Origin of the sequence: Streptomyces sp. NPDC057854, from assembly GCF_042797055.1 — a bacterium.
GTDB lineage: Bacteria > Actinomycetota > Actinomycetes > Streptomycetales > Streptomycetaceae > Streptomyces.
The window spans coordinates 106295-131204 of the sequence record NZ_JBHVMF010000018.1; the positions used below are offsets into that span (position 1 = coordinate 106295).

A 24910-nucleotide genomic window follows, 5' to 3' on the forward strand; every position below is an offset into this window, starting at 1 on the left:
CACCGGCACGATAACTTCGCCCCGCCCTGCCCTCCGCTCCCACTCCTTTCGGCCAAGGAGAGTGCGTCATCAACGCGTCCAGCCCCCCGGCCGTGGAACTCCACGGCATCACCAAGCGCTTCCCCGGCGTCGTCGCCAACAAGGACATCGCGATCACCGTCCGGAAGGGCACCGTCCACGCCCTCATCGGTGAGAACGGTGCCGGCAAGTCGACCCTCATGAAGATCCTCTACGGCATGCAGAAGCCGGACGAGGGCACCATCGCCATCGACGGCGAGCAGGTCGCCTTCTCCAGCCCCGGCGACGCGATCGCACGCGGCATCGGCATGGTCCACCAGCACTTCATGCTCGCCGACAACCTCACCGTCCTGGAGAACGTCGTCCTCGGCGGCGAGAAGCTGTACGGCATCGGCGCGAAGGCCCGCCGGAAGATCCAGGAGATCTCCGACGCGTACGGCCTCGGCGTCCGTCCCGACGCCCTCGTCGAGGACCTCGGCGTCGCCGACCGCCAGCGCGTCGAGATCCTCAAGGTCCTCTACCGCGGCGCGAAGATCCTCATCCTCGACGAGCCGACCGCCGTCCTCGTCCCGCAGGAGGTCGACGCGCTCTTCGACAACCTGCGCGAGCTCAAGGCCGAGGGCCTGACCGTCATCTTCATCTCGCACAAGCTGGGCGAGGTCCTGAAGGTCGCCGACGACATCACCGTCATCCGGCGCGGCACCACCGTCGGCACCGCCGACCCGAAGACCGCCACCACCAAGCAGCTCGCGGAGCTGATGGTCGGCAGCGAACTGCCCTCCCCGGAGACCCGCGAGTCGACCGTCACCGACGTCGCCATGCTCCAGGTGAAGGGGCTGACCCTGCTGGAGGGCGGCGCCACCGGCGCCCCGCTGACCACCGCCGCCCCCGCGGACCCGTCGAGCACGACGGTCGTCCAGGAGGCCGCGGCCGGCCGCAAGCTGCTCGACGACATCTCGCTCACCATCCACAAGGGCGAGATCCTGGGCATCGCCGGCGTCGAGGGCAACGGCCAGACCGAGCTCATCGAGGCCCTGATGGGCATGGCCACGCCGGACGCGGGCGTCATCACGCTCGACGGCGAGGACATCTCCAAGGTCTCCGTGCGCAAGCGCCGCGAGGGCGGCATCGGCTACATCCCCGAGGACCGGCACCGCCACGGCCTGCTCCTGGAGGCCCCGCTCTGGGAGAACCGCATCCTCGGCCACGTCACCGAGGCGCCCAACTCCAAGCGCGGCATCCTCGACCCGAAGGCCGCCCGCCAGGACACCGAGCGGATCGTCCGCGAGTACGACGTCCGCACCCCGGGCATCGACGTGACCGCGGCCTCCCTCTCCGGCGGCAACCAGCAGAAGCTGATCGTCGGCCGCGAGATGAGCCACCACCCCAAGTTCCTGATCGCCGCCCACCCCACCCGCGGCGTGGACGTCGGCGCGCAGGCCCAGATCTGGGACGCGATCCGCGACGCCCGCCGCGAGGGCCTGGCGGTGCTGCTGATCTCCGCCGACCTCGACGAGCTGATCGGCCTCTCCGACACCCTCCGGGTCATGTACCGCGGCAAGCTCGTCGCGGACGCGGACCCCGCCACCATCACGCCCGAGGAGCTGGGCTCCGCCATGACCGGCGCGGCCACCGGCCACCTCGAAGGCACCGAGCAGTCCGAAGACGGTGACGCCCGATGATGAAATTCGACAAGGACAAGCTGATCATCGGGGCCGCCGGCCCGGTGCTCGCGCTGGTCTCCTCGTTCGTGCTCACCATGCTGGTGCTGCTCGCGACGGGCCTGGACCCGATCGAGCCGATCACCCTGATGATCGACAACGCCGGCTACTCGGACATCCAGGTACTGATCGTCAACCAGACGGGGATCTACTACCTGGCCGCCCTGGCCGTCGCCATCGGCTTCCGGATGAACCTCTTCAACATCGGCGTCGACGGCCAGTACCGCCTCGCCGCGATGATCTCTGCCGTGGTCGGCGCCGCGGTCGAGCTGCCCGGTCCGCTGCACATCCTGCTGATCGTGGTCGTCGCGATCCTCACCGGCGCCTTCTGGGCCGGCATCGCCGGCATCCTGAAGACCACCCGGGGCGTCTCCGAGGTCGTCTCCACGATCATGCTCAACGCCATCGCGACCTCGCTGATCGCCTGGCTGATCCTGCCGAAGAACCTGGGCGTCCAGCCCGAGGGCTCCAACGACCTGACCACCGGCGAGATCGCCGAGTCCGGCTGGTTCCCCGGCATCGACATGGGCCAGGGCAACGGCGAGATCTACGGCTTCACCTTCGTCGCGCTCGCGCTCGGCGTCGTCTACTGGTTCGTCCTCAACCGCACCCGCTTCGGCTTCGACCTGCGCGCCACCGGCGAGAGCGAGTCCGCCGCCCAGGCCAGCGGCGTCGACGCCAAGAGGATGATCCTCACCTCGATGCTCATCTCCGGTGGCCTGGCGGGCCTCTCCGGCATGCCCACGCTGCTCGGCGACACCCACACGTACAGCCTGTCGTTCCCGGTCGGCGTCGGCTTCACCGCCATCACGATCGCCCTGCTCGGCCGGAACAACCCGGTCGGCGTCCTCTTCGCCGCGCTGCTCTTCGCGTTCCTCGACAAGGCGTCCTCGTCGCTCGACGTCGAGGGCTACCCGAAGGAGATCACGCAGATCATGCAGGGCATCATCGTGATCGCCGTGGTCGTCTCCTACGAGCTCGTCCGCCGTTACGGCACCCGCCGCCAGCAGCAGAAGGTCGGCGAGGAGCTGGCCGCAGGCGGCGCCCTCAAGACCGACAAGGAGGTCTCGGCATGAGCACCGGTACCGTCGCCAAGCCGAGCGCCGCTCCCCGCAAGCCCGTGCGCCGCAAGCTCACCTGGCCCTGGATCCTGCTGATCGTCGCGGCCGGCCTCGTCCTCTTCTCCCTCGTCCGCGTCGTCTCCGGCGCCGACGACCTGACCTCCGTCGGCCAGATCTCCGGCGCGCTCCGCCTCGCCGTCCCGATCGGCCTCGCCGGCCTCGGCGGCCTGTGGGCCGAGCGCGCGGGCGTGGTCAACATCGGTCTCGAAGGCATGCTGATCCTCGGCACCTGGTTCGGCGCCTGGGCCGGCTACCAGTGGGGCCCCTGGGTGGGCGTCCTCTTCGGCCTCCTCGGCGGCGCCCTCGGCGGCCTGCTGCACGCGATCATCACGGTCACGTTCAACGTGAACCACATCGTCTCCGGTGTGGCGATCAACATCCTCGCGGCCGGCTTCACGATGTACCTGTCGAACTTCACGTTCGGCGAGGCGGAGGGCGGCTCCTCCAAGCAGTCCCCGCGCATCGACCCGATCCAGAACATCACGATTCCGGGCCTCTCCGACGGGCTGGCGGACCTCCAGCAGAAGCACTGGTTCCTGATCTCCGACCTCGCCGGCATCCTCGGCGGCCTGGTCACCGACCTGTCGCTGCTCACCATCGTCGCGATCCTGCTGATCCCGGCCACCTGGTGGGTGCTGTGGCGCACGGCCTTCGGCCTGCGGCTCCGCTCCTGCGGCGAGAATCCGGTCGCCGCCGAGTCCCTCGGCGTCAACGTCTACAAGTACAAGTACATCGCGGTCGTCGTCTCCGGCGCCCTCGCCGGCCTCGGCGGCGCGTTCCTGGCGATCGTCTCCACCGGCATCTACCAGGAGGGCCAGACCGGCGGCCGCGGCTACATCGGTCTCGCCGCGATGATCTTCGGCAACTGGATGCCCGGCGGCATGGCGCTCGGCGCCGGCCTGTTCGGCTTCACCGACAGCCTTAAGATCCGCGGCGGCGCCGAGAACGTCCACGCGCTGCTGCTGCTCGTCGCGATCCTGCTGGTGCTCGCCGCCGCCTGGCAGCTGTACAAGAAGAAGTACGTGCCCGCGCTGATCGCCGCCGTCTTCGCGGCCGGGTTCTTCGTCTGGTACGCGCTCACCGACCAGGTCCCGAGCCAGTTCGTCGACGCCGCGCCGTACATCACGACCCTGCTCGTGCTGGCCCTGTCCGCACAGCGGCTGAGGATGCCGAAGGCGGACGGCCTGCCGTACCGGAAGGGCCAAGGCAAGTGACGCCGGCCCTGTCCGAGGCCGGCTGGGAGGCCCTGCGGGTCACGGCCCGGGACGCGATGTCCCGCGCCTACGCCCCGTACTCGGGCTACCCGGTCGGGGCCGCCGCCCTCGTCGACGACGGGCGGACGGTCTCCGGCTGCAACGTGGAGAACGCCTCCTTCGGGCTCGGCCTGTGCGCCGAGTGCGGCCTGGTCTCGCAGCTCCAGGCCACCGGCGGCGGCCGGCTCACCCACTTCGTGTGCGTGGACGGCCGCGGCGAACCCCTCGTCCCGTGCGGCCGGTGCCGGCAGCTCCTGTACGAGTTCGGCGGCCCGGACCTCGTCCTGGAGACGCCCGGCGGGTTCCTCACCCTGGCCGAGATGCTGCCGCAGGCCTTCGGCCCGGACCACCTCACCAAGTAACACCTCGGAGCGGCCCTTCCGGCACCATGGAAGGGCCGCTCCCTCCGTTCCCCCCTCTATGCGCGTAGAAAGAGGCACCTCGACATGGACGTCATCTCCGTCATCCGCACCAAGCGGGACAAGGGCGAGCTGAGCCCGGAGCAGATCGACTGGGTCATCGACGCCTACACCCGCGGCGTGGTCGCCGACGAGCAGATGTCCGCCCTGGCGATGGCGATCCTGCTCAACGGCATGAACCGCGAGGAGATCGCCCGCTGGACGGCCGCCATGATCGCCTCCGGCGAGCGCATGAACTTCGACGCGCTCTCCCGCCCGACCGCCGACAAGCACTCCACCGGCGGCGTCGGCGACAAGATCACCCTCCCGCTCGCCCCGCTCGTCGCCGCCTGCGGCGCGGCCGTCCCGCAGCTCTCCGGCCGCGGCCTCGGCCACACCGGCGGCACCCTCGACAAGCTGGAGTCCATCCCCGGCTGGCGCGCCCTGCTCTCCAACGAGGAGATGCTGCACGTCCTCGACACCACCGGCGCCGTCATCTGCGCGGCCGGTGACGGCCTCGCCCCCGCCGACAAGAAGCTGTACGCGCTCCGCGACGTGACGGGCACCGTCGAGGCGATCCCGCTCATCGCCAGCTCCATCATGTCCAAGAAGATCGCCGAGGGCACCGGCTCCCTCGTCCTCGACGTCAAGGTCGGCACCGGCGCCTTCATGAAGACCATCGAGGACGCCCGCGAGCTGGCCTCCACCATGGTGGCGCTCGGCACCGACAGCGGCGTGAAGACGGTCGCGCTCCTCACCGACATGTCGACCCCGCTCGGCCTGACGGCCGGCAACGCGCTGGAGGTCCGCGAGTCCGTCGAGGTCCTCGCCGGCGGCGGCCCGCAGGACGTCGTCGACCTGACGATCGCCCTCGCCGCCGAGATGCTGGCCGCGGCCGGCATCAAGGACGCCGACCCGGCGAAGGCCCTCAAGGACGGCTCCGCGATGGACGTCTGGCGCCGGATGATCGCGGCGCAGGGCGGCGACCCGGACGCGGCCCTCCCGGTCGCCCGCGAGCAGCACGTCGTCACGGCCCCCGCCTCCGGCGTCCTGACCCGCCTCGACGCGTACGACATCGGCATCGCCGCCTGGCGCCTCGGCGCCGGCCGCGCCCGCAAGGAGGACCCGGTGCAGGCGGGCGCCGGCGTCGAGCTGCACGCCAAGCCGGGCGACACGGTGACGGCGGGCCAGCCGCTCCTCACCCTCCACACGGACACCCCGGAGAAGTTCGACTACGCCCTGGCGTCCCTCGACGCCGCCTGGGACATCGCCCCCGAGGGCACCGCCTTCACCCCGACCCCGATCGTGCTGGACCGCATCGCGTAACGGCCCTGGCATGTGCCATTGACACCTTCGGGTGAACGGGACCGGTGGACCTCCGCCGGTCCCGTTCGGCATGCTGGGATCGGTGACGACCGATTGAGGAGCACACCATGAGCGCACTCGCTGCCGAGCCCGACGCCGACGCGGGCAACGGCTGGGAGGACCTGGTCCGTCGCTGGGAGTCGATGGACTGGCCCGAGGGCTGCAAGGTGGAGATCATCGAGGGGATCATCACCGTGGCACCCACGCCATCCGCACGACACAACAGCATCGCCTACCGGGTTCTGCGGCGGCTCACGACCGTCATCCCCGAGGACTGGGGCGTCTACCAGACGCAGTCCGTCTCGATTGCGAGCCGCATGAGCGCCTTCATCCCCGATCTCCTCGTGGCTCCGCTGGACGAACTGGACGGACCCGGCCATCTCATTCCCGCCACGGCCGCGGAACTCGTGGTCGAAGTCACTTCGCCGTCGAACGCGAGCACCGACCGGATCACGAAGGCCGCCGTCTACGCGGAAGCCGGCGTACCGCTCTACCTCCTCATCGACCGCCATGCCCCCGGCGGCCCCACCGTCACCCTCTACGGCGAGCCGAAGGACTCCGTCTACCGGGTCCTGAGCGCCGCCCCGTTCGGCGGGAAGATCCACCTCCCCGCCCCCTTCGACCTGACCCTCGACACCGCCGAGTTCCCCGTCAGCTGACCCCCAGCAGCCCCGTCAGCTCGCGCATGTCGGTGAAGGTCACCGTGCCGGGGCCCTCCAGGCGGTGGGCCGGGGTGAGGCCGCCCGTGTAGCCGTACGCGCGCATGCCGGCGGCGCGGGCCGCACGGACGCCGTACGGGCTGTCCTCCACGACCGCGCACCGCTCCGGCGGGACGCCCAGGGTGGCCGCCGCGTGCAGGAAGAGGTCCGGGGCGGGCTTGCCGCGCGGCACGTCGCGGGCGCTGAAGATCCGGCCCTCGAAGCGGTCGAGCAGGCCGGTGCGGGTCAGGTTGCGGCGGATCTCCGCGTGACTGCCGTTGGACGCCAGGCAGTACGGCACCGACAGCGCGTCCAGGACCTCGGTCACCCCCTCGACCGCCGTCAGCTCGGCGTCGAACACCGTCTCGTACCGGATCCGGTACGGCTCCTGCCAGCCCGGTTCCAGCGGCCGGCCGCGGCGCTCCTCGACGAGGGCCGTCCACACCTCGACCGGCGAGCCCACGAAGTGCTCCACCAGCTCGGCCTCGGTGAACTCGGCGCCCAGCTCCCCGAAGACCTCCCGGTCCACCCGGCAGTAGAGCCGTTCGCTGTCCACCAGCACGCCGTCACAGTCGAAGATCACCAGTTCGACAGGGTGAGAAGTCATGATCGTGAGACTAACGCGATGAGTTCCGGCCGTCCCGGCGGTCATCCCCTCGTGGACACCAGTCAGCCGCTCGTCGTGACCCTGCCCGCCCGGCCGACCCGCGAGGAGGTCGCCCGGCTCTGCGCCGCGCTCGCCGCGGCGCCCCCCGGCGACGTGCGCTGCCGGATCCCCGCGGAGGCGCACGGCCTCGCGGCCGTCGACGCCCTCGCCCGGCTCGCGCTCACGGCGCGCCGCCACGGCCACCGGCTGGCCTTCGACGGAGCAGGACCCGACCTCACGGCCCTGCTCCGCCTCACCGGCCTCGACGAGGTGCTGTGACGGGCTACGCCTCCAGCCGCTCCGGCAGGTCGAAGAGCGGGAACCAGCGCGGGGTGTCCAGGAAGAAGTCCATCCCGGCCACCTTGCCGTCCCGCAGCTCCAGGACGATCAGCGCCCACGGGCTGTAACCGCCCTCCGGGTCCGGGTGGTAGTGCGCGAAGGCCGGCGAGCCGTTGGCGACCGTCGGCACCAGCTTCGAGCCGCGGCACACGTCGCCGACGCCCAGCATCCAGCCCACGATGTTGTCGTGGCCCTGCAGCCAGAGGTCGAACGGCGGCATGGTCATGGTCGCGTCCTCGTGGAGGAGCGCCGTCAGCGCCTGCATGTCGTAGCCCTCGAACGCCGCCACGTACCGCTCCAGCAGCGCCTGCTGCTCCTCGTCCAGCGGGTCCGCCGCGTCCGACTCGGCCGGGGCCTGCTCGGCGATGGTCGCCCGGGCCCGCTGGAGCGCGCTGTTCACCGAGGCGACCGAGGTGTCGAGCAGTTCGGCGACCTCGGCGGCCTTCCACGCCAGCACCTCGCGCAGGATCAGCACCGCCCGCTGCTTGGGCGCCAGGTGCTGGAGCGCGGCGACGAACGCGAGCCGCACCGTCTCCCGGTGCAGCGCCGCCTCGGCCGGGTCGCCGGCGGTGGGCAGGACGCGTCCGTCCGGGATCGGCTCCAGCCAGGTGATCTCCGGCTGCTTCACGAGCTGCGCCTGCGCGACCGGCGTCGGCCCGGAGAGGTCCATCGGCCTGGCCCGCTTGTTCCCCGCGTTCAGCGCGTCGAGGCACACGTTGGTCGCGATCCGGTACAGCCAGGACCGCAGCGAGGAGCGCCCCTCGAAGGAGTCGAGCGCCTTCCAGGCCCGCACCATCGTGTCCTGCACGGCGTCCTCGGCCTCGAAGGACGAACCGAGCATCCGGTAGCAGTAACCGGTCAGCTCGCGCCGGTACTTGTCGAGTTCATCGGTCGTCACCACGGCGGTCTCACCCATCGCGTCCCCACTCGCCCCTCACCGGCGCCGTCGTTCGGCACCGGTGAGAGCGAAGCTACCGCAGCGCACCGACAGCCGGGGTCAGGTTCCCGGCTTCCGTCCGTACACGTAGACGTCGTCGCCGTTGCGCAGCAGGTTCCAGTACGCCTTCGCGTCCGCCGACCGCATGTTCACGCAGCCGCCCGAACCCGGCGGGTTCCACATCGACTTGGTGGTCGAGTGGAACGCCTGGCCGCCGTCGAAGAACTGCGCGTACGGCATGGAGACGTGGTAGATCGTCGACCAGTGGTTGATGTTCCGCCAGTAGATCTTCTTGGCGCCGGTACGGGTCTCGGTGCCGTCCTTGCCGGTGCGCACCGGCACCGGGCCGTACTTCAGGCGCGAGCCGTCCTGGATCCAGCTGAGCTGGCGGGTGAGGTCCACGCAGGCGATCCGGCCCTTGTTGGTGGGGCACGTGCCGGCCTTGTTCGGGTTCTTCCCGGCCGCCTTCTGCTGGATCATCGTGTTCATGGTGCGCCAGGTGACCGGCCCGGCGTAGCCCATGGTCGGCGTGATGCCGTGCTTGCGCTGGAACGCCTGGATGGCCTGGCAGTCGCCGAGCGACTGGCGCCCGTCGACGGTGCGGCCGAGGAACTTCTCGACCTGCTTCTGGTACGGGCCCGTCGTCACGTTGCACGAGGCGGCCTGGGCCGGTGCGGCGCCCAGCACGAGGGCCGCGGGAACGAGCAGCGAGGTGAGGCCGGCGGCTATGCCGGCTCTCCTCCCCGCCCGGTGCGTGAATCCGTTCATGATCGTCAACTCCCCCTTGAGTCCTGATATTTGGGACGACCGGGGGAGGGGTCCGGTTGCACCGGGGACCGGACCGTGACGAGACGGTCACCCGGGCGTGCTCAGACCGTCACCGGGCGGATCCGCCGCGCCTCGACGCGCGCGCTGTGCGACCCGTACAGCGTGATCGAGACGACGCCGGCCACCGCCACCAGGCCGATCCCGACGGTCCCGGCCCAGCCGCCCGCGTGGAAGGCGAGCGCGCCGAGCGTGCCGCCCGCGCTGGAGCCCAGGTAGTAGGCGGACTGGTAGAGCGCCGACGCCTGCGCGCGGCCCGTCTTCGCGGTCCGGCTCACCGAGGACGACGCCACCGCGTGGCCCGCGAAGAAGCCGGCGGTGATGAGGACCAGGCCCGCCAGGACCCCGGCCAGGGTGTCGGAGAGGGAGAGCAGCAGACCCGCCGCGGTGGTGGAGACCGCCAGATACAGCGCCCCGCGCCGGCCCAGCCGGCCGACCAGCTTCCCGGCCGCCGCCGACGACACCGTACCGACCAGGTACACCAGGAAGATCGAGCCGATCACGCCCTGCGGCAGCGAGAACGGCGCCTCCGCGAGCCGGTAGCCGATCACCGTGTACACGGCGCCGAAGACCGTCATGAACAGCGCGCCGATCCCGTACAGGCGCACCAGCAGCGGGTCCGCCAGGTGCCCCTTCACCGTGGCGGCGAGCGCCTTCGGGTTCAGCGTGCCCGGGGTGAAGTGACGGGCCTTCGGCAGCAGCGCCCGGAAGGCGAGCGCGCACAGCACCGCCGTCACGCCGACGGCGGCCAGTCCCGCGCGCCAGCCCCACAGCTGCGCCACCCAGCCGGTGACGATCCGGCCGCTCATGCCGCCGATCGAGTTGCCCGCGACGAAGAGGCCGATGGCGCCGATCAGCGCCCGGGGCCGCACCTCCTCGGCCAGGTACGCCATCGCCGAGGCCGGAAGGCCGGCGAGCGCCGCGCCCTGCACCGCCCGCAGCGCGATCAGCACCTCCAGGCTGGGCGCGAAGGGCACCAGGAGCGCGACGCCGACCGCGACCGAGAGGGAGGCGGTCATCATCGTGCGCCGGCCGTAGCGCTCCGACAGCGCGCTGAGCGGCAGCACGCACAGGGCGAGCGCGCCGGTGGCGGCGGAGACGGTCCAGGAGGCGGCGGAGGCGGTGGCGCCGAACTCGGTGGAGATCGCCGGGAGGAGGGCCTGCGTGGAGTAGAGGAGGGCGAAGGCGGCCAGTCCGGCGGCGAAGAGCGCGAGGCTCATCCGGCGGTGGCCGGGGGTGCCGGGGGCGAGGCGGGTGTCGGCGGACGCGGCGGTGGCGGCGTCCGCCTCGGTACTGGCGGAAGGCATGCCCCGAACGTAGGCCGACGGGCTTCATGCGTCCAATGCACGGAACTGCTGTAATCGTTCCCATGGCGCATGAGTACAGGTCACAGCCGCGGCTGTCACCGAACAGTAACGAAGAAGACATGGGACCGCTGCTCGCGCCGCGGCTCGCGTACTTCGCCGCGGTCGCGCGGCACGAGCACGTGACCAGGGCGGCGGCCGAGATGGGCGTGCCGCAGTCGACGCTGTCGCGGGCGATCGTCCGGCTGGAGGCCGACCTCGGCGTCGCGCTGTTCGCCCGGCGCGGCCGGACCGTGGCGCTCACCCCGGCGGGCCGCCGGTTCCTCACCGCCGCCGAACGGGCCCTCGCGGAGGTCGAGCGGGCCGCCGACACCGTACGGGCGGACGCCGACCCCACGGCCGGGCGGGTCGCCTTCGGCTTCCTGCACACGATGGGCTCGGAGACCGTGCCGGCGCTGATCCGGGCCTTCCGGGTGGACCACCCGAAGGTCCGCTTCACCCTCGTCCAGAACTACGGCGAGGCGATGATCGAGCGGCTCCGCGCGGGCGAGCTGGACCTCTGCCTGACCTCGCCGGTGCCGGACGCGCCCGACCTGGTCGGCCGGCGCCTGGACGAGCAGCGGCTGCGGCTCGTCGTCCCGGACGACCACCGGCTGGCGGGCCGCCGCCGGATCCGGCTGGCCGAGGCCGCCGAGGAGACCTTCGTGACCCTGGAGCCGGGGTACGGGCTCCGCCGCATCACCGACGACCTGTGCGCGGAGGCCGGCTTCACGCCCCGGATCGCCTTCGAGGGCGAGGAGGCCGAGACCCTGCGCGGCCTGGTCGCGGCCGGGCTCGGGGTGGCGCTGCTGCCGCCGCCGGCGGTGGCCCGCCCCGGGGTCGTCGAGCTGACGGTGACCGCCCCGCGCGCGGTCCGCGAGATCGGCGTGGCCTGGCTGGACGGCCACCCGGACACGCCGCCGGTGGCCGCCTTCAAGAAGTTCCTGCTGAGCCGGCGCGGCCAGCTGCTGCCGAAGGAGTCGCGCCCGCCGCGGGAGGAGTAGCTACGGGCGTCGCCCGCCGGCCCGGAAGCCGGCCGCGAGCGGCATCCGCAGGCCGATCGGGGGCGGGGCGGCCATCGCGTCGGTGAGCGGGCGGGTGACCGGGCGGCCGAAGAGCGCGCCGAGCACGAAGTCGGCGGCGAGGGCGCGCACCTCGTGCGCGTACTGGCGCAGCCCGTGCCCGTCGGTGTGCACCTCGAAGCGGCAGGTGTCGCGGTTGGCCTTCTTGGCGCGGGCCGCGAACCGGAAGGACAGTTCGGGGTCGGTACGGGCGTCGTTGGTGCCGTGCACGATGAGCACCCGCCGTCCCACCAGCTGGCGGACCGGCTCCGGTTCGGCGGCCACGTCGTCCTCGGGCAGCCAGGGCGCCAGCGCCAGGACCGCGCTCACCGCCGGATGCCCGGCCGCCCGCAGCGCCGCCCGGGCGCCCATGCCGTGGCCGACCAGGCAGACCGGGACGTCGCCGTGGCGCCGTACCGTCTCGGCGACGGCCCAGGAGGCGTCGGCGGCGAGCTCCGCGTCGGTGCCGTTCCAGCCGCGCCCGCGATAGCGCACGACCTGGGCGACCAGCCCCTCGGACCGTCCCGCGCGGGCGAGTTCGCGCCCGAGCGGCAGTGCGGCGGCGTGCGCCCGTACCGACGCCCGGCGGTCCGACACCGGCTCGCCGTCGGGGAGGAGCAGCACCACGCCCCCCACCGCCGCCGCGGACCGCGAAACCCCGACAGGCCGACCGAGCCGGGGTCTCCGGCCGTCGGCAGTCCCCACGAGTGCGTACTGCGCCATGACAGAACAGTCTCAGAAGCGGAGGTGTACGGCAGTCGTACGCGCGGTCTCTGTTACGTATCGTCCGGTGAGCGAACGCCCGTGCCGCCTAAGCCCGTTCGAAGCAGTGGATGGCGCCGACCGGGACGAAGCCGCGCCGCTCGTACCAGTGGCGCGGCCAGTCGTCGGCCAGCGCCGCCAGGAAGACGGTGCCGCACCCGGCGTCGGCGGCCATCCGCAGCGCCGTGTCCAGGACCGCGCCGGCGTGCCCCTGCCCGAGGTGCGGGGCGGCGGTCACCAGGTCCTCGATCTGGGCCGTCCCGGAGGCGGGGTCCAGATAGAGGTCGGCCCAGGAGGCCACCTGGCCGTACGCGTCGTGGGAGGCGAGGAACCGGACGTCGGCGGCGCCGCGGCGGCGGGCCGCCCGCCGCTCGACCAGCTGCCGGATCACCTCGTCCGGCTGGTCCGGCAGGAACCGCCGCCAGCTCTCGGCGACGGGCTCGCGCAGGGCCGGCAGGTCCACCTCGCGGGCCCCGCCCCGCTCCGGGAGCGGGCCGGTGTGGCGCATCAGGAGCACCTTCGCGCAGGTGTACCCGGCCCGGGCCAGCGGTGCGGCGCAGGCGTCGGCGGTCGTCTCGTCGAGCACGTACACCGCCCGGTGCGGGAGGTGCGCCAGGAGCGCGTCCGCGCGGCCGGGCAGGGCCTCGGGGTCGGTGGGCCCGTCGACCAGGAGGTGGTTGTCGCCGCGCGACAGCGCGTACGTGTCGTCGAGGGCCGCGAAGCCGCCGGGGAAGTCGACGGTCCGCGCCGCCTGCCGGCGGGTGAAGGCGGACACGAAGGCGTGGATGCGGGGGAGTTCGGCGGCGTACGCGGTCGGGCTCATGGCCCGAGCCTAGGCGGGCGGCGCCCGCCCGCGCATCGGAAAAAGGCCGCCGCGGACCCGGCGGCGGCAGGGCGCGTTCTACGCGCGTAGGGGCTAGAGTGCGGCAATGACGAGCCAGACATCCCACGTCCCCACCGCGGACCAGATCCGCCGTGCCCCGAAGGTGCTGCTCCACGACCACCTCGACGGCGGACTGCGCCCCGGCACGATCATCGAACTCGCCCGCGAGCAGGGCTACGCGAAGCTGCCCGAGACCGAACCCGACAAGCTCGGCGTCTGGTTCCGCGAGGCCGCCGACTCCGGCTCCCTGGAGCGGTACCTGGAGACCTTCGCGCACACCTGCGCCGTCATGCAGACCCGCGAGGCGCTCTTCCGGGTCGCCGCCGAGTGCGCCGTGGACCTCGCCGAGGACGGCGTCGTCTACGCCGAGGTGCGCTACGCCCCCGAGCAGCACCTGGAGGGCGGCCTCACCCTGGAGCAGGTGGTGGAGGCGGTCAACGAAGGCTTCCGGGAGGGCGAGCGGCGGGCCCGCGCGGCCGGGCACCGGATCCGGGTCGGCGCCCTGCTCACCGCCATGCGGCACGCGGCCCGCGCCCTGGAGATCGCCGAACTCGCCAACCGCTACCGGGACGACGGCGTCGTCGGCTTCGACATCGCGGGCGCCGAGGCCGGCTACCCGCCCACCCGCCACCTCGACGCCTTCGAGTACCTGAAGCGGGAGAACAACCACTTCACCATCCACGCCGGCGAGGCGTTCGGCCTGCCGTCCATCTGGCAGGCCCTCCAGTGGTGCGGCGCGGACCGGCTCGGCCACGGCGTCCGGATCATCGACGACATCGAGGTCGGCGGCGACGGCGAGGTGCGGCTCGGCCGGCTCGCCGCCTACGTCCGCGACAAGCGGATCCCGCTGGAGATGTGCCCCACCTCCAACCTCCAGACCGGCGCCGCCGCCTCGTACGCCGAGCACCCCATCGGGCTGCTCCGCAGGCTCCACTTCCGGGCGACGGTGAACACCGACAACCGGCTCATGAGCGGCACCAGCATGAGCCGGGAATTCGAGCTCCTTGTCGACGCCTTCGACTACACGCTCGACGACATCCAGTGGTTCACGGTCAATGCGATGAAATCAGCGTTCATTCCTTTCGATGAACGACTGGCGATGATCAATGACGTGATCAAGCCCGGATATGCCGAACTGAAATCCGAGTGGCTTTTCCGGCAGACCGCCACGACCAGCGCTTCTTCCGGCCACGAGGGCTGAGATCCGGGGCGCGGGCAAGCGCCGTGACCGCCGGGGCAGGGCGACACCCGGCGGTCACCCGGTGTTTGCGGAGCGCGGCCGGGGCGGTTAGTTTGCGGAGCTCCTGCATGTCCGGATTCCCCTGTTCCGGATTTCTTTCCTGATGCCCCGAAGCTCAGCCCCCCAAGCCAAGGATGATTTTCAGATGAAGCAGTCTGCCGCCAAGAAGCTCGGTGTCGCCGCCCTCGGTGCCGCCTTCGCCGCCGCCGCGGCCGGTACCGCCTCCGCGGCCCCGGTCCCCGCGCTCGACGGCGTCGACGCGCTCGGCACGGTGAGCCAGCTCGCCCCGCTCGGCGACGGCCTCACCACGCTCCCCGACGGCGCCGGCGAGTCCCTCGCCGCCGGCCAGGGCGCGCTCGGCCAGGGCCTCGACCAGGGCGTCAAGACCCTGCCCCAGGCAGCCGGCCAGGCCACCCAGAACCTGCCGACCGACGCCGCCGCCGGCGCCCTCGGCGCCACCCCGCTGGGCGCCGCCACCGGCCTGCTCGGCGGCCTCCCGCTCGGTGCCGGCGGCCTGCCGATCGGCTGACCCCGCCCATGCCGAAGGGGCGCGCACCCGGACATCCGGGTCCGCGCCCCTTCGGCGTCCCCGCGGACTACCAGGCCGCGCCGGCCTTCGCCCGCGACTCGCCCGGCAGCAGCAGCCACAGCGCCGCGTAGAGCAGGAACTGCGGACCGGGCAGCAGACACGAGGCCAGGAAGATCACGCGCATCGTGGTGGCGGAGGTGCCGAAACGCCGGGCGAGCGCCGCGCACACCCCGCCGAGCATCCGGCCTTCACGCGGGCGGACAAGTGCGGCCATGGTGGGCCCTCCTTCGTCGGTTCGGGAGGCCACTTCCACCGGGCTCCCGATGACTCCATGGTGCCGGGAGGGGCCCGCCTTCGACATCGGTCTACCGGGCGATCGGAACCCTGGGAATCCTAGGGGTACGACCCTGATCCGCGTCGTTCCCGGTCACGACCCGCGTACGACCTCCGGAGGAGCGGCGCCGCAGCCGCGCCCGTACCGCCGGCACCACCAGCAGGTGCGCCAGCGCCACCCCCAGCGTGTTCAGGAACACCGAGTCCACGTCCACGACCTGCCCCGGCACCGCCGTCTGCAGCAGCTCCAGCGCCAGCGACACCAGCGCCCCCGCCGCCGTCGTCCGGGTCAGCGACCCCCACCCCGACGCGTGCAGCCGCCCGTCGCACATCGGCAGCAGCACCCCCAGCGGGGCCAGCAGCACCAGACCCTCGGCGATCAGCCGGGCCGCCTCCGCGGGCCCCAGCGCCAGATCGGCGCGCAGCCCCGCCAGCGGCACCGTGTTCGGGGCGGTCACCCAGGCCACGTCCCGTGGCAGCAGCCCCACCCAGGCGACGAGCAGCAGATGCGCGACCAGGAGCACGAACCCGGTCACGCGGACGACCACGGCGGCGTTCCCGCCCGAACCTTGACGCTGCACGCCCCCCAAGACGCCGTCCGCGCCGGGAACGGTTCCGGTTCAGCCCGCCGGCGTCCCCGGCACGGACGGCGCCGGGGCCGTCGGAGGCGCCGACTCCGGGCGCTCCCGCAGCTCCGTCGTACAGCGGTAGCGCTTCGGCGGGTACGCCCCCGGGCCGCCGAGCAGCACCGTGTGCCCGCCCGCGCCCGCCGAGCTCTCCGCGAAGGTGCACACCAGCTGCGACAGCGCCGCCGGCGCCAGGTCCTCCGGCTGCCGGCTCAGCCGCAGCGCGCCCTCCGGATCGCCCGCCCGGCCGCCCGCCACCGCCAGCGGAGCCCGTACCGCCGTGGTGAAACCGGCCTGCCGCTCCGCCTCCGACGGCTCCGCGAGCAGCTGCGCCAGCAGCGCCGACGCCGTCCGCACCGGATCGCCGCTCGCCTTGTCCTCCGGCTGAGGCGACCTGCGGTCCACCGGCTCCAGCTGCGAGCCGCACACCAGGAACGCCCGCACCGGCACCCCCTGCGAGGACGCCGGCGCCTCCGGCACGTTGCACGGCACCCGGGACGGGGCCGCGCCCGCGTCCACCGGCACCGACGTCGTCCGGATCCCGCAGCCGGCCGCCAGCAGGGCCAGCGCCACCGCCGCCACCGTCCGCAGCCTCACTCGTCCTCCCCCTTGCCCTGCCGGGAACCGGTGCCGAGCGCGCGGGCCACCGCCGACGCGTCCCGGGGCAGCCGCAGCGTGAACACCGCGCCGTCCACGGCACCGTCCTCGCCGGCCGAGTTGGCGGCGGAGATCGTCCCGCCGTGGATCAGCGCGTTCTCCATGGCGATCGACAGACCGAGCCCGGAGCCGTCCGACCGGGGCCGCTGGGCGCTCGCCTTGTAGAACCGGTCGAAGACGTGCGGCAGCACCTCCTCCGGGATGCCGGGCCCGTGGTCCCGTACCGCGATCACCAGCTCCTCCCCGTCCGGACCGTCCTCGGTGCGCACGGACACCCGCACAGGCGAACCGCCGTGCTTCAGCGCGTTCCCGATCAGATTGGCCAGGATCACGTCCAGCCGGCGCGGGTCGAGCCGGCACACCACGCCGCGGTCCGCGTCCAGCTCCACCGCGTCCAGCCACGCCCGCGCGTCGACGCACGCGGTGATCTGGTCGGCGATGTCCACGTCGTCCAGGACCAGCCGGGCGGTGCCCGCGTCGAAGCGGGTCACCTCCATCAGGTTCTCCACCAGGTTGTTGAGCCGCCGGGTCTCGCTGACCACCAGCGCCACCGCCGGCGCGATCATCGGGTCGAGGGCGTCCTGTTCGTCCTCCAGCACCTCGGTGACCGCCGTCAGCGCGGTCAGCGGCGTCCGCAGCTCGTGCGACATGTCGGCGACGAACCGCCGGGAGGACTCCTCCCGGGCGCTCATGTCCGCCACCTTCTTCTGCAGGTTCTCGGCCGCGCTGTTGAACGTGCGCGACAGGTCCGACAGTTCGTCGGCGCCGGTGACCCGGAGCCGGGTGTCCAGCTTGCCCTCGCCGAGCTGCCGGGCCGCCTCGCCCAGCCGGCGCACCGGCCGCAGCACCGTCGTCGCCGCCACCTGCGCGAGCAGCACCGACCCGATCACCGCGAGACCGGTCGCGATCCCCAGCGACCAGGCCAGCGAGTTGAGGTCGGCCTTCTCCGCCGCCAGCGACTTGAACATGTAACCGGCCGGCCCGCCGCCGTCGATCCGCGTCCCGCCGACCAGGTACGGCGTCCCGCCCCGCTCGGTCCGCTGCCAGAACAGGTGGTACGGGTACGGGTTCGCGTCCGTCACGGGGCGCCGCGTGTCCACCGCCTCCCGCAGCGTCACCGGCACGTCGGCCAGCGTGAACACGTCCGGGTCCGAGGCGCCCACGATCGGCTTCCCCGCCGCCCGCTCGCCCAGCAGCAGCACCTGGTAGCCGGCGCCGCCCGCGGTCATCTCCTCCGAGGTGCGCCGCAGGTCCTCCTGCGTCGGCCGCAGCGGCAGCGTCGCCACCCGGTTCTGCATCTCCGACCGGAAGTCGTTCAGCGCGCTGTCCTGGGTCCGCGTCAGCACCGCCTCGCGGTTCAGCCAGTACGCGATCCCCGACGCCGACACCGCGGCGGTCAGCGCCACCAGCGCGAACACCACGACCAGCCGCAGCCGCAGACTGGACAGCCGCAGCCGGGCGACGACCCCCCTGTTCCCCTTCGTCACGCAGGGACGTCCAGCCGGTAACCGACGCCCCGCACCGTGCGGATCAGGGTCGGCGAGGACGGCACGTCCTCCACCTTCGCCCGCAGCCGCTGCACGCACGCGTCCACCAGACGCGAGTCGCCCAGGTAGTCGTGCTCCCACACCAGCCGCAGCAACTGCTGCCGGGACAGCGCCTGTCCGGGCCGCCGGCTCAGCTCCAGCAGCAGCCGCAGCTCCGTCGGGGTCAGCTGGAGGTCCTGCCCGTTCTTCGTCACCGTCATCGCCGCCCGGTCGATGACCAGCGAACCGAAGGTCGCCGAGTCCGTCGACTCCCGCTCCCCGCGCCGCAGCACGGCCCGGATCCGGGCGTCCAGCACCCGCCCCTGCACCGGCTTCACCACGTAGTCGTCGGCGCCCGACTCCAGGCCCACCACCACGTCGATGTCATCGCTGCGGGCCGTCAGCAGGATGATCGGCAGCTGGTCGGTGCGGCGGATCCGCCGGCACACCTCGAACCCGTCGATGCCGGGCAGCATGACGTCGAGCACGACCAGGTCGGGCCGCTGCTCCTTGAGCAGCTGCAGGCCGTCCTCGCCCGACGCGGCGGTGGCCACCCGGTAGCCCTGCCGGGACAGGGAGAGTTCGAGGGCCGTGCGGATGGCGTCGTCGTCCTCGATCAGCAACAGAAAAGGCACGGAGGTCATTCTGGCTCATGCGCCGTCGGAGATCGACCGCTCGGAGGCGCGCTTCCGCGACGGGCCCTGTGACACGGCTGTGACAGTCGGCGGACAACGCCATGATGTCCGCCGGGCAAGCTTCTTGGCACACGGACCGAGACACAGACTCCGACCGACAAGGGGGCGCGAGATGAACGCACTGCACAGCACCACCTCCAGCGCAGTCGTCACACGTCTCCACGACGTCGTGCGGAGCACCGAGAAGTCCGGGGGTGTGAACGGACGGGGGTGCGTTCGTACCGTCGGGCGTCAGCGCAAGGCGCCGTACATGGTCGCCGTCGCTGACGGGGGAGCGGCGTACGGGGAGGCCACGGGGGAGCGTTCCTGTTCGGAGGCCGAGTTCACGGCCTACGTCCAGGAGCGCCGGGCCTCCCTGTACGCCACCGCCTACCACCTGACCGGTGACCGTTTCGAGGCCGAGGACCTGCTCCAGAGCGCGCTGTTCTCCACGTACCGCGCCTGGGACCGGATCAGCGACAAGGCCGCCGTCGGCGGTTACCTGCGCCGCACGATGACCAATCTGCACATCAGCGCCTGGCGCCGGCGCAAGGTCAGCGAGTACCCGACGGAGGAGCTGCCGGAGACGGTCGGCGAGACGGACGCGATGCGCGGCACCGAGCTGCGCGCGGTGCTGTGGCAGGCCCTGGCCCGCCTGCCCGAGCTCCAGCGGACCATGCTGGTGCTGCGCTACTACGAGGGCCGGACCGATCCGGAGATCGCGGAGATCCTGGACATCAGCGTCGGCACGGTGAAGTCGAGCATCTGGCGCTCGCTGCGGCGACTGCGCGAGGACGAGGTGCTGAGCTTCGGCCGTGACGAGGAGGAGTCCTTCGGCGAACTCGTCGCCTGAGGATCACGGGGGGACACGGGGGAAACACGGGGGACGGCTCCAGGGGGGATCTGGGGCCGCACGGGGGAAAGAACGAAGCGGGTCGTACGAGTCCGGGGGGGTCTCGTACGGCCCGCTTCGGGTTTCCCGGGGCGCCCGGGTCAGCGGCTCGCGGGCGTGCGGTGGCGGCCCGCCGCGGCGGCGGCCAGCCGGCCCAGCGCCTCCGGCTTCGCGCACGGGTGGGCGCCGAGGGCGGTCTGGCGGGCGACGATGGCGCGCTCGGCGCGCATCAGGCGCCAGCCGCGGCGCAGCAGCATCGGCACCGACTTGCGGCCCTCGCGCAGGTCGCGCACGAGCCGGCGGCGGAAGGTGGTGGACGGGCGGCCGCGCAGGCACAGCGCGTCGGCCAGCAGGCCGAGCTCCCGGCAGCGGTCGACGATCTCGGCGGCGAAGATGCCCTCGGCGATGAAGAGCGGGGTCCGCGCGATGTCGAGGCGGTCGCTGCCGGTGCGCGAGCTGGTGGCGATCGAGTAGACGGGGACGTCGGTGCGGCCCGTACGGCACAGCTCGACGATCGCGGCGACGGCGGCGTCCGCGTCCCAGGAGCGCGGGGAGTCCCAGTCGACGTCACCGCTTCCTTCGACGAGGGGGAGCGACGGGTCGCCGGCCTCCTTGTAGAAGTCGTCGAGGCGGAGCACCGGGAGGCCGGTGACGGCGGCGAGGGACGACTTGCCGGAGCCGGAGGGGCCCGCGAGCAGGACGACCCGGGTCGGGATCGGTTGGGAACTCACGGGACACCAGTGTGAGGCATTACCCCGTCCAGGGGACCACCGAGGAGGTCCGTTGGTATCGAGCATCACACCTCCACTACTGTCGGTGGCCGCCCGCTCACCCTTGGGAAGGACCCTCATGGCCCGTCACGCAGAGCCGAAGGACCCCCGTCGCGGTCTGCTGTTCAAGGCAGGTCTCGGCGTCACCGCGGCCGGCGCCGCCGTGTTCGGCGCGGGAGCCGCCGCCCAGGCCGCGGCGCCGCTGCCGCTGCCGGTGGACTCGCTGACCCGCACGGACGCCGGGGCGGCCGGCGCGGGCGCGCTGACCGGCGTCACGCACGGGATCGGGCCGCTGACCCGGCTGCAGCTCGACCCGCTGGCGAAGACCGGCGTCGACCCGCTGGCCAACGGCGTCGGCACCCAGGTCGCGGACTTCAAGCCGGTCGGCACGAACCTGGTCACCGACCACCTCACACAGGGCGGAGCGGTGGCGGACCTGCCGGTCGCCGGCCCCCTGACGCAGAAGCTGCTGCCGTAGCGGGGCGGCTCAGCCCCGCACCCGGCGCAGCCAGGCCCGTGCCCCCCGGGGCGCCGGGAGCTTCGCGGCAGGTTCGGCCTCCTGGCCGCCGCTGTGGAGGCTCACGTCCTTCAGGCGCACGTCCCACGGGCCGTCCGCCGAGGTCAGACAGACGAGGACGGGGCCCTCGGGCAGCGGCAGGGTCTCCTTGCGCGCCCCGATCTCGTTGACGGCGGACCCTCCGGACTTCGGAAGCCTGGTGGGGTCGGTGTGACCCGCCAGCCGGTAGAGGTAGACGATGAAGTTGCTGCTGCCCTTGTAGCGGAAGACGGCGTCGGCCGTCCCCCCGGTGTGCAGCAGCACGTCGGGGCCCCGGCTCTCCAGCCGGCTCTCCGACAGGCGCCGGGCCTCCGCCAGGGGCAGGATCCGCAGCTTCCAGGGGCCGTCCGCTTCCAGACGCAGGCGCAGGCGCCCGTGCCCGGGGACGGAGGTGATGACCCGGCCCCGGAAGTCCGTTTCCGTGCTGCTGACGATGGACGACCGTTTGGTGTTGGAGTCGTCGAGCGGCCACAGTCCCGTGTAACCGGGGCCCGTCACGGTCAGTTCGACCATGACGGGGCCGGGCGGGAGGCCGTTCTCGGTGATCACGTCGTTGTCCCGGCCGGTGGCGGTGCGCGGCGTGAAGACGGGCCCGCACGTCCAGGCCGACGGGTCGGGCCGCGGCTCGGGCTCGGGAGCCGCCGGCGGGGGCGTCTGCGCCCCTGCCTGGGCGCGTGCCTGGGCATGCGCCTCGGCCAGGGCCCGGATCTGCTCCTCGGTCATGTCCAGGAGCTCGTCCCGGGTGGGGCGCCGGAGCGGGGCGGGGGCGGCGGACGGGGCCTGGGGCGCGGGCTGCTCCACGGCGTCCTGCGGCTCCCCGTCGGGGTCGACGCCGTGGTCCACCGCGAGACCCGTCAGCCCGTCCGCGTACCCCTGGCCGACCGCGCGGAACTTCCAGCCGCCCGAGCGGCGGTACAGCTCCGCGACGACCATCGCCGTCTCGGGGCCCGCGTCGGTGACCTCGTACGCCACGATCGTCGCGCCGTCCGGCCCGAAGACCTCCACGGACAGGCCGCGGGCGTCCCGCAGCGCGCCCTCCTCCGTCGACGCGACGACGAGGAGGCGGGCGATCCGCTCCTCGACGCCCGGCAGGTCGGCGTCCAGCCAGACCGTGCCCTCCTCGTCGCCGTCCGCGCCGCCGGACAGCCGCACCGCGCCCGACACGTGGGCCGGGGCACCGTGGAACACGATGTCGGCGTCCCCCCGCACCCTGCCCTGTTCGGTCACGAGCAGCGCCGCGACGTCCACCCCGCTCCGGACGGCGACGCGCAGCGCGGCCGTCGGGACGAAGGCGTTGTCCCCCTTGATCAATCCCCTCAGCATGACCGGATCTTGCGGTCGATCGCGGAGATGCGCAAGGCCCCCGGGCGGGAACCCGGGGGCCTCGCGGAGCGGGACCGGACGGCGTGGGCTAGTACGAGGAGCCGGAGGCGCCCAGGGAGCCCGTGGGGTGCCAGACGGTCTTCGTCTCCAGGAAGGCCGTCATGCGGTCCGTGCCGGGGGACGCGGTGAAGTCCTCGGTACGGGGGCGCAGGACGCGCTTCAGGTTCTCCGCCGCCGCGATCTCCAGGTCGCGGGCCAGGTCGGCGTCCGCTCCCGTGAGGTCGATGGCGTTGACGTCCAGGTGGGCCGCGAGGTGCGGGCCCATCTCGGACGCCTTGCCGGACAGGATGTTGACCACGCCGCCGGGGAGGTCGGAGGTGGCCAGGACCTCGCCCAGGGAGAGGGCGGGGAGCGGGGCCTTCTCGGAGGCGATGACGACCGCGGTGTTGCCGGTCGCGATGACCGGGGCGATCACCGAGACCAGGCCCAGGAAGGACGACTCCTGGGGGGCGATCACGGTGACGACGCCGGTCGGCTCCGGGGTGGAGAGGTTGAAGTACGGGCCGGCGACCGGGTTGGCGCCGCCCACGACCTGCGCGATCTTGTCGGTCCAGCCCGCGTACCAGACCCAGCGGTCGATCGCCGCGTCGACGACGGCCGCCGCCTTGGACTTCGACAGGCCCTCGGCGTCCGCGACCTCGCGGACGAACTGGTCCCGGCGGCCCTCCAGCATCTCGGCGACGCGGTAGAGGATCTGGCCGCGCAGGTACGCGGTCGCGCCGGCCCAGCCGCCCTGCGCCTTGCGCGCGGCGACGACCGCGTCACGGGCGTCCTTGCGGGAGGAGAGCGGGGCGTTCGCCAGCCAGTTGCCCTTCGCGTCGTTCACCTCGTACACCCGGCCGCTCTCGGAGCGGGGGAACTTGCCCCCGACGTACAGCTTGTAGGTCTTGAAGACGTTCAGTCGTGCGGTCGTCGTCTCAGACATCGAGGTACGCCTCCAGGCCGTGGCGGCCGCCCTCGCGGCCGAAGCCCGACTCCTTGTAGCCGCCGAACGGCGAAGTCGGGTCGAACTTGTTGAACGTGTTGGCCCAGACGACGCCGGCGCGGAGCTTGTTCGCGACCGCGAGGATGCGGGAGCCCTTCTCCGTCCAGATGCCGGCGGAGAGGCCGTACTGGCTGTTGTTGGCCTTGGCGACGGCCTCGTCCGGGGTGCGGAAGGTGAGCACCGACAGGACCGGGCCGAACACCTCGTCGCGGGCGATGGTGTGCGCCTGGGTGACGTTGGTGAAGAGCGTCGGGGCGAACCAGTAGCCGGACGTGGGGAGTTCGCACGCGGGCGACCAGCGCTCGGCGCCCTCTGCCTCGCCCTGCTCCACCAGGGAGGTGATGCGGGTCAGCTGCTCCTCGGAGTTGATGGCGCCGATGTCGGTGTTCTTGTCGAGCGGGTCGCCGAGGCGGAGCGTCGACAGGCGGCGCTTGAGGCTGTCCAGCAGCTCGTCCTGGACCGACTCCTGGACCAGCAGGCGGGAGCCCGCGCAGCAGACCTGGCCCTGGTTGAAGAAGATGCCGTTGACGATGCCCTCGACGGCCTGGTCGATCGGCGCGTCGTCGAAGACGATGTTGGCGCCCTTGCCGCCGAGCTCCAGGGTGAGCTTCTTGCCGGTGCCGGCGACCGTGCGGGCGATCTGCTTGCCGACGGCGGTCGAGCCGGTGAAGGCGACCTTGTTCACGTCCGGGTGCGCGACCAGGGCGGCGCCGGTGTCGCCGTACCCGGGCAGGATGTTGACGACGCCCTTGGGCAGACCGGCCTGGCGGCAGATGTCCGCGAAGAACAGGGCGGACAGCGGGGTCGTCTCGGCGGGCTTCAGGACGACCGTGTTGCCGGTCGCGAGCGCCGGGGCGATCTTCCACGCCAGCATCAGCAGCGGGAAGTTCCACGGGATGACCTGGCCGGCCACGCCCAGCGGCTTCGGCGCGGGGCCGAAGCCGGCGTGGTCGAGCTTGTCGGCCCAGCCCGCGTAGTAGAAGAAGTGCGCGGCGACCAGCGGGAGGTCCGCGTCGCGGGTCTCCTTGATGGGCTTGCCGTTGTCCAGGGTCTCCAGGACGGCCAGCTCGCGGCTGCGCTCCTGGATGATCCGGGCGATGCGGAAGAGGTACTTGGCGCGCTCGGAGCCGGGCAGCGCGGACCAGGTCGCGAAGGCCCGGCGGGCGGCCTCCACCGCGCGGTCCACGTCCGCGGCGCCCGCCTGGGCGACCTCGGACAGGACCTCCTCGGTGGAGGGGGAGACGGTCTTGAAGACCTTGCCGTCGGCCGCGTCGGTGAACTCGCCGTCGATGAAGAGGCCGTAGCTCGGGGCGATGTCGACGACCGCGCGCGACTCGGGCGCGGGGGCGTACTCGAAGGGGGAGGTCAT

The 24910-nt window shown here is 72.6% G+C and carries 27 protein-coding genes; 12 read left to right on the top strand and 15 right to left on the bottom strand.

What is annotated here, in order from left to right:
- The first annotated feature begins 92 nt into the window (after positions 1–92).
- From ACFVQZ_RS24925 to ACFVQZ_RS24950, 6 genes are all read left to right on the top strand, one after another.
- On the top strand, positions 93–1700 hold the full coding sequence (locus ACFVQZ_RS24925; RefSeq protein ID WP_030496856.1) for an ABC transporter ATP-binding protein: 1608 nt from the start codon (positions 93–95) through the stop codon (positions 1698–1700).
- Positions 1697–2815 carry an ABC transporter permease gene (locus tag ACFVQZ_RS24930; RefSeq protein WP_030496857.1) on the top strand — a complete coding sequence of 373 codons (1119 nt, stop codon included), beginning with the start codon at positions 1697–1699 and terminating at the stop codon, positions 2813–2815. The genes ACFVQZ_RS24925 and ACFVQZ_RS24930 overlap by 4 nt, the downstream gene beginning before the upstream one ends.
- Complete coding sequence (locus ACFVQZ_RS24935) at positions 2812–4074, top strand: ABC transporter permease (protein ID WP_030496858.1); 1263 nt, start codon at positions 2812–2814, stop codon at positions 4072–4074. The genes ACFVQZ_RS24930 and ACFVQZ_RS24935 overlap by 4 nt, the downstream gene beginning before the upstream one ends.
- Positions 4071–4475 carry a cytidine deaminase gene (locus tag ACFVQZ_RS24940; RefSeq protein ID WP_383626194.1) on the top strand — a complete coding sequence of 135 codons (405 nt, stop codon included), beginning with the start codon at positions 4071–4073 and terminating at the stop codon, positions 4473–4475. Before ACFVQZ_RS24935 ends, ACFVQZ_RS24940 begins: the two co-directional genes overlap by 4 nt.
- Before the next feature lie 84 nt (positions 4476–4559).
- Positions 4560–5837, top strand: coding sequence for a thymidine phosphorylase (locus tag ACFVQZ_RS24945; protein WP_030496860.1), 1278 nt, complete (start codon positions 4560–4562; stop codon positions 5835–5837).
- A gap of 107 nt (positions 5838–5944) precedes the next feature.
- Complete coding sequence (locus ACFVQZ_RS24950; RefSeq protein ID WP_030496861.1) at positions 5945–6535, top strand: Uma2 family endonuclease; 591 nt, start codon at positions 5945–5947, stop codon at positions 6533–6535.
- Here ACFVQZ_RS24950 and ACFVQZ_RS24955 read toward each other — a convergent pair.
- Positions 6528–7181: an HAD family hydrolase gene (locus ACFVQZ_RS24955; RefSeq protein ID WP_030496862.1), complete on the bottom strand. Its 654-nt coding sequence runs from the start codon at positions 7179–7181 to the stop codon at positions 6528–6530. The two genes, ACFVQZ_RS24950 and ACFVQZ_RS24955, sit on opposite strands and share 8 nt — an antisense overlap.
- Before the next feature lie 18 nt (positions 7182–7199).
- Between ACFVQZ_RS24955 and ACFVQZ_RS24960 the strand changes: the two genes are divergently transcribed.
- The gene (locus ACFVQZ_RS24960; RefSeq protein ID WP_063835360.1) at positions 7200–7499 is read left to right on the top strand and encodes an STAS domain-containing protein; all 300 of its coding nucleotides are present in this window, start codon (positions 7200–7202) and stop codon (positions 7497–7499) included.
- A gap of 4 nt (positions 7500–7503) precedes the next feature.
- Here the strand turns inward: ACFVQZ_RS24960 and ACFVQZ_RS24965 are convergent, their stop codons facing one another.
- The 3 genes from ACFVQZ_RS24965 to ACFVQZ_RS24975 form a co-directional block, all read right to left on the bottom strand.
- Positions 7504–8475, bottom strand: a complete 972-nt coding sequence (locus ACFVQZ_RS24965; RefSeq protein ID WP_030496864.1) for a sigma-70 family RNA polymerase sigma factor — start codon at positions 8473–8475, stop codon at positions 7504–7506.
- An 81-nt stretch (positions 8476–8556) separates the two neighbouring features.
- A complete protein-coding gene (locus tag ACFVQZ_RS24970) occupies positions 8557–9264 on the bottom strand; it encodes a L,D-transpeptidase family protein (protein ID WP_383626200.1) in 708 nt (235 codons plus the stop codon).
- A gap of 101 nt (positions 9265–9365) precedes the next feature.
- Positions 9366–10628 carry an MFS transporter gene (locus ACFVQZ_RS24975; protein WP_383626203.1) on the bottom strand — a complete coding sequence of 421 codons (1263 nt, stop codon included), beginning with the start codon at positions 10626–10628 and terminating at the stop codon, positions 9366–9368.
- A 62-nt stretch (positions 10629–10690) separates the two neighbouring features.
- Between ACFVQZ_RS24975 and ACFVQZ_RS24980 the strand changes: the two genes are divergently transcribed.
- Positions 10691–11668, top strand: a complete 978-nt coding sequence (locus ACFVQZ_RS24980; protein WP_030496867.1) for a LysR family transcriptional regulator — start codon at positions 10691–10693, stop codon at positions 11666–11668.
- Here the strand turns inward: ACFVQZ_RS24980 and ACFVQZ_RS24985 are convergent, their stop codons facing one another.
- Both ACFVQZ_RS24985 and ACFVQZ_RS24990 read right to left on the bottom strand, forming a co-directional pair.
- Complete coding sequence (locus tag ACFVQZ_RS24985; protein ID WP_081959456.1) at positions 11669–12448, bottom strand: alpha/beta hydrolase; 780 nt, start codon at positions 12446–12448, stop codon at positions 11669–11671. It abuts the gene before it with no gap.
- Positions 12449–12536: 88 nt separating this feature from the next.
- Entirely contained in the window at positions 12537–13310 is a 774-nt protein-coding gene (locus ACFVQZ_RS24990) for a GNAT family N-acetyltransferase (protein ID WP_383626207.1), read from the bottom strand.
- A gap of 106 nt (positions 13311–13416) precedes the next feature.
- Here ACFVQZ_RS24990 and ACFVQZ_RS24995 point away from each other — a divergent pair, with 106 nt between their 5' ends.
- On the top strand, positions 13417–14571 hold the full coding sequence (locus ACFVQZ_RS24995; protein ID WP_030496870.1) for an adenosine deaminase: 1155 nt from the start codon (positions 13417–13419) through the stop codon (positions 14569–14571).
- Positions 14572–14755: 184 nt separating this feature from the next.
- The gene (locus tag ACFVQZ_RS25000) at positions 14756–15139 is read left to right on the top strand and encodes a hypothetical protein (protein ID WP_030496871.1); all 384 of its coding nucleotides are present in this window, start codon (positions 14756–14758) and stop codon (positions 15137–15139) included.
- Positions 15140–15206: 67 nt separating this feature from the next.
- Here ACFVQZ_RS25000 and ACFVQZ_RS25005 read toward each other — a convergent pair whose 3' ends face one another.
- The 5 genes from ACFVQZ_RS25005 to afsQ1 all read right to left on the bottom strand — a co-directional run bounded on the left by ACFVQZ_RS25005 (position 15207) and on the right by afsQ1 (position 18916).
- Positions 15207–15413, bottom strand: coding sequence for a PspC domain-containing protein (locus tag ACFVQZ_RS25005; protein ID WP_030496872.1), 207 nt, complete (start codon positions 15411–15413; stop codon positions 15207–15209).
- 91 nt (positions 15414–15504) lie between these two features.
- Entirely contained in the window at positions 15505–16053 is a 549-nt protein-coding gene (locus ACFVQZ_RS25010; RefSeq protein WP_030496873.1) for a VanZ family protein, read from the bottom strand.
- A 39-nt stretch (positions 16054–16092) separates the two neighbouring features.
- On the bottom strand, positions 16093–16695 hold the full coding sequence (locus tag ACFVQZ_RS25015; protein WP_036416019.1) for a hypothetical protein: 603 nt from the start codon (positions 16693–16695) through the stop codon (positions 16093–16095).
- On the bottom strand, positions 16692–18242 hold the full coding sequence (locus ACFVQZ_RS25020; RefSeq protein WP_036416020.1) for a HAMP domain-containing sensor histidine kinase: 1551 nt from the start codon (positions 18240–18242) through the stop codon (positions 16692–16694). Before ACFVQZ_RS25020 ends, ACFVQZ_RS25015 begins: the two co-directional genes overlap by 4 nt.
- A complete protein-coding gene (gene afsQ1, locus ACFVQZ_RS25025; protein WP_383626212.1) occupies positions 18239–18916 on the bottom strand; it encodes a two-component system response regulator AfsQ1 in 678 nt (225 codons plus the stop codon). Before afsQ1 ends, ACFVQZ_RS25020 begins: the two co-directional genes overlap by 4 nt.
- Positions 18917–19088: 172 nt before the next feature.
- Between afsQ1 and ACFVQZ_RS25030 the strand changes: the two genes are divergently transcribed.
- Entirely contained in the window at positions 19089–19808 is a 720-nt protein-coding gene (locus ACFVQZ_RS25030) for a SigE family RNA polymerase sigma factor (RefSeq protein ID WP_030496877.1), read from the top strand.
- Positions 19809–19948: 140 nt separating this feature from the next.
- Here ACFVQZ_RS25030 and ACFVQZ_RS25035 read toward each other — a convergent pair whose 3' ends face one another.
- The gene (locus ACFVQZ_RS25035; RefSeq protein ID WP_081959460.1) at positions 19949–20644 is read right to left on the bottom strand and encodes an ATP-binding protein; all 696 of its coding nucleotides are present in this window, start codon (positions 20642–20644) and stop codon (positions 19949–19951) included.
- Between the two features lie 52 nt (positions 20645–20696).
- Between ACFVQZ_RS25035 and ACFVQZ_RS25040 the strand changes: the two genes are divergently transcribed.
- Complete coding sequence (locus tag ACFVQZ_RS25040) at positions 20697–21095, top strand: hypothetical protein (RefSeq protein WP_030496879.1); 399 nt, start codon at positions 20697–20699, stop codon at positions 21093–21095.
- A gap of 9 nt (positions 21096–21104) precedes the next feature.
- On the opposite strand, the gene ACFVQZ_RS25045 is transcribed toward ACFVQZ_RS25040, so the two are convergent.
- The 3 genes from ACFVQZ_RS25045 to ACFVQZ_RS25055 all read right to left on the bottom strand — a co-directional run bounded on the left by ACFVQZ_RS25045 (position 21105) and on the right by ACFVQZ_RS25055 (position 24910).
- On the bottom strand, positions 21105–22496 hold the full coding sequence (locus ACFVQZ_RS25045) for a TerD family protein (protein ID WP_383626217.1): 1392 nt from the start codon (positions 22494–22496) through the stop codon (positions 21105–21107).
- 88 nt (positions 22497–22584) lie between these two features.
- Positions 22585–23481, bottom strand: coding sequence for an aldehyde dehydrogenase family protein (locus tag ACFVQZ_RS25050; RefSeq protein WP_030496881.1), 897 nt, complete (start codon positions 23479–23481; stop codon positions 22585–22587).
- A complete protein-coding gene (locus ACFVQZ_RS25055) occupies positions 23474–24910 on the bottom strand; it encodes an aldehyde dehydrogenase family protein (protein ID WP_383626220.1) in 1437 nt (478 codons plus the stop codon). The genes ACFVQZ_RS25050 and ACFVQZ_RS25055 overlap by 8 nt, the downstream gene beginning before the upstream one ends.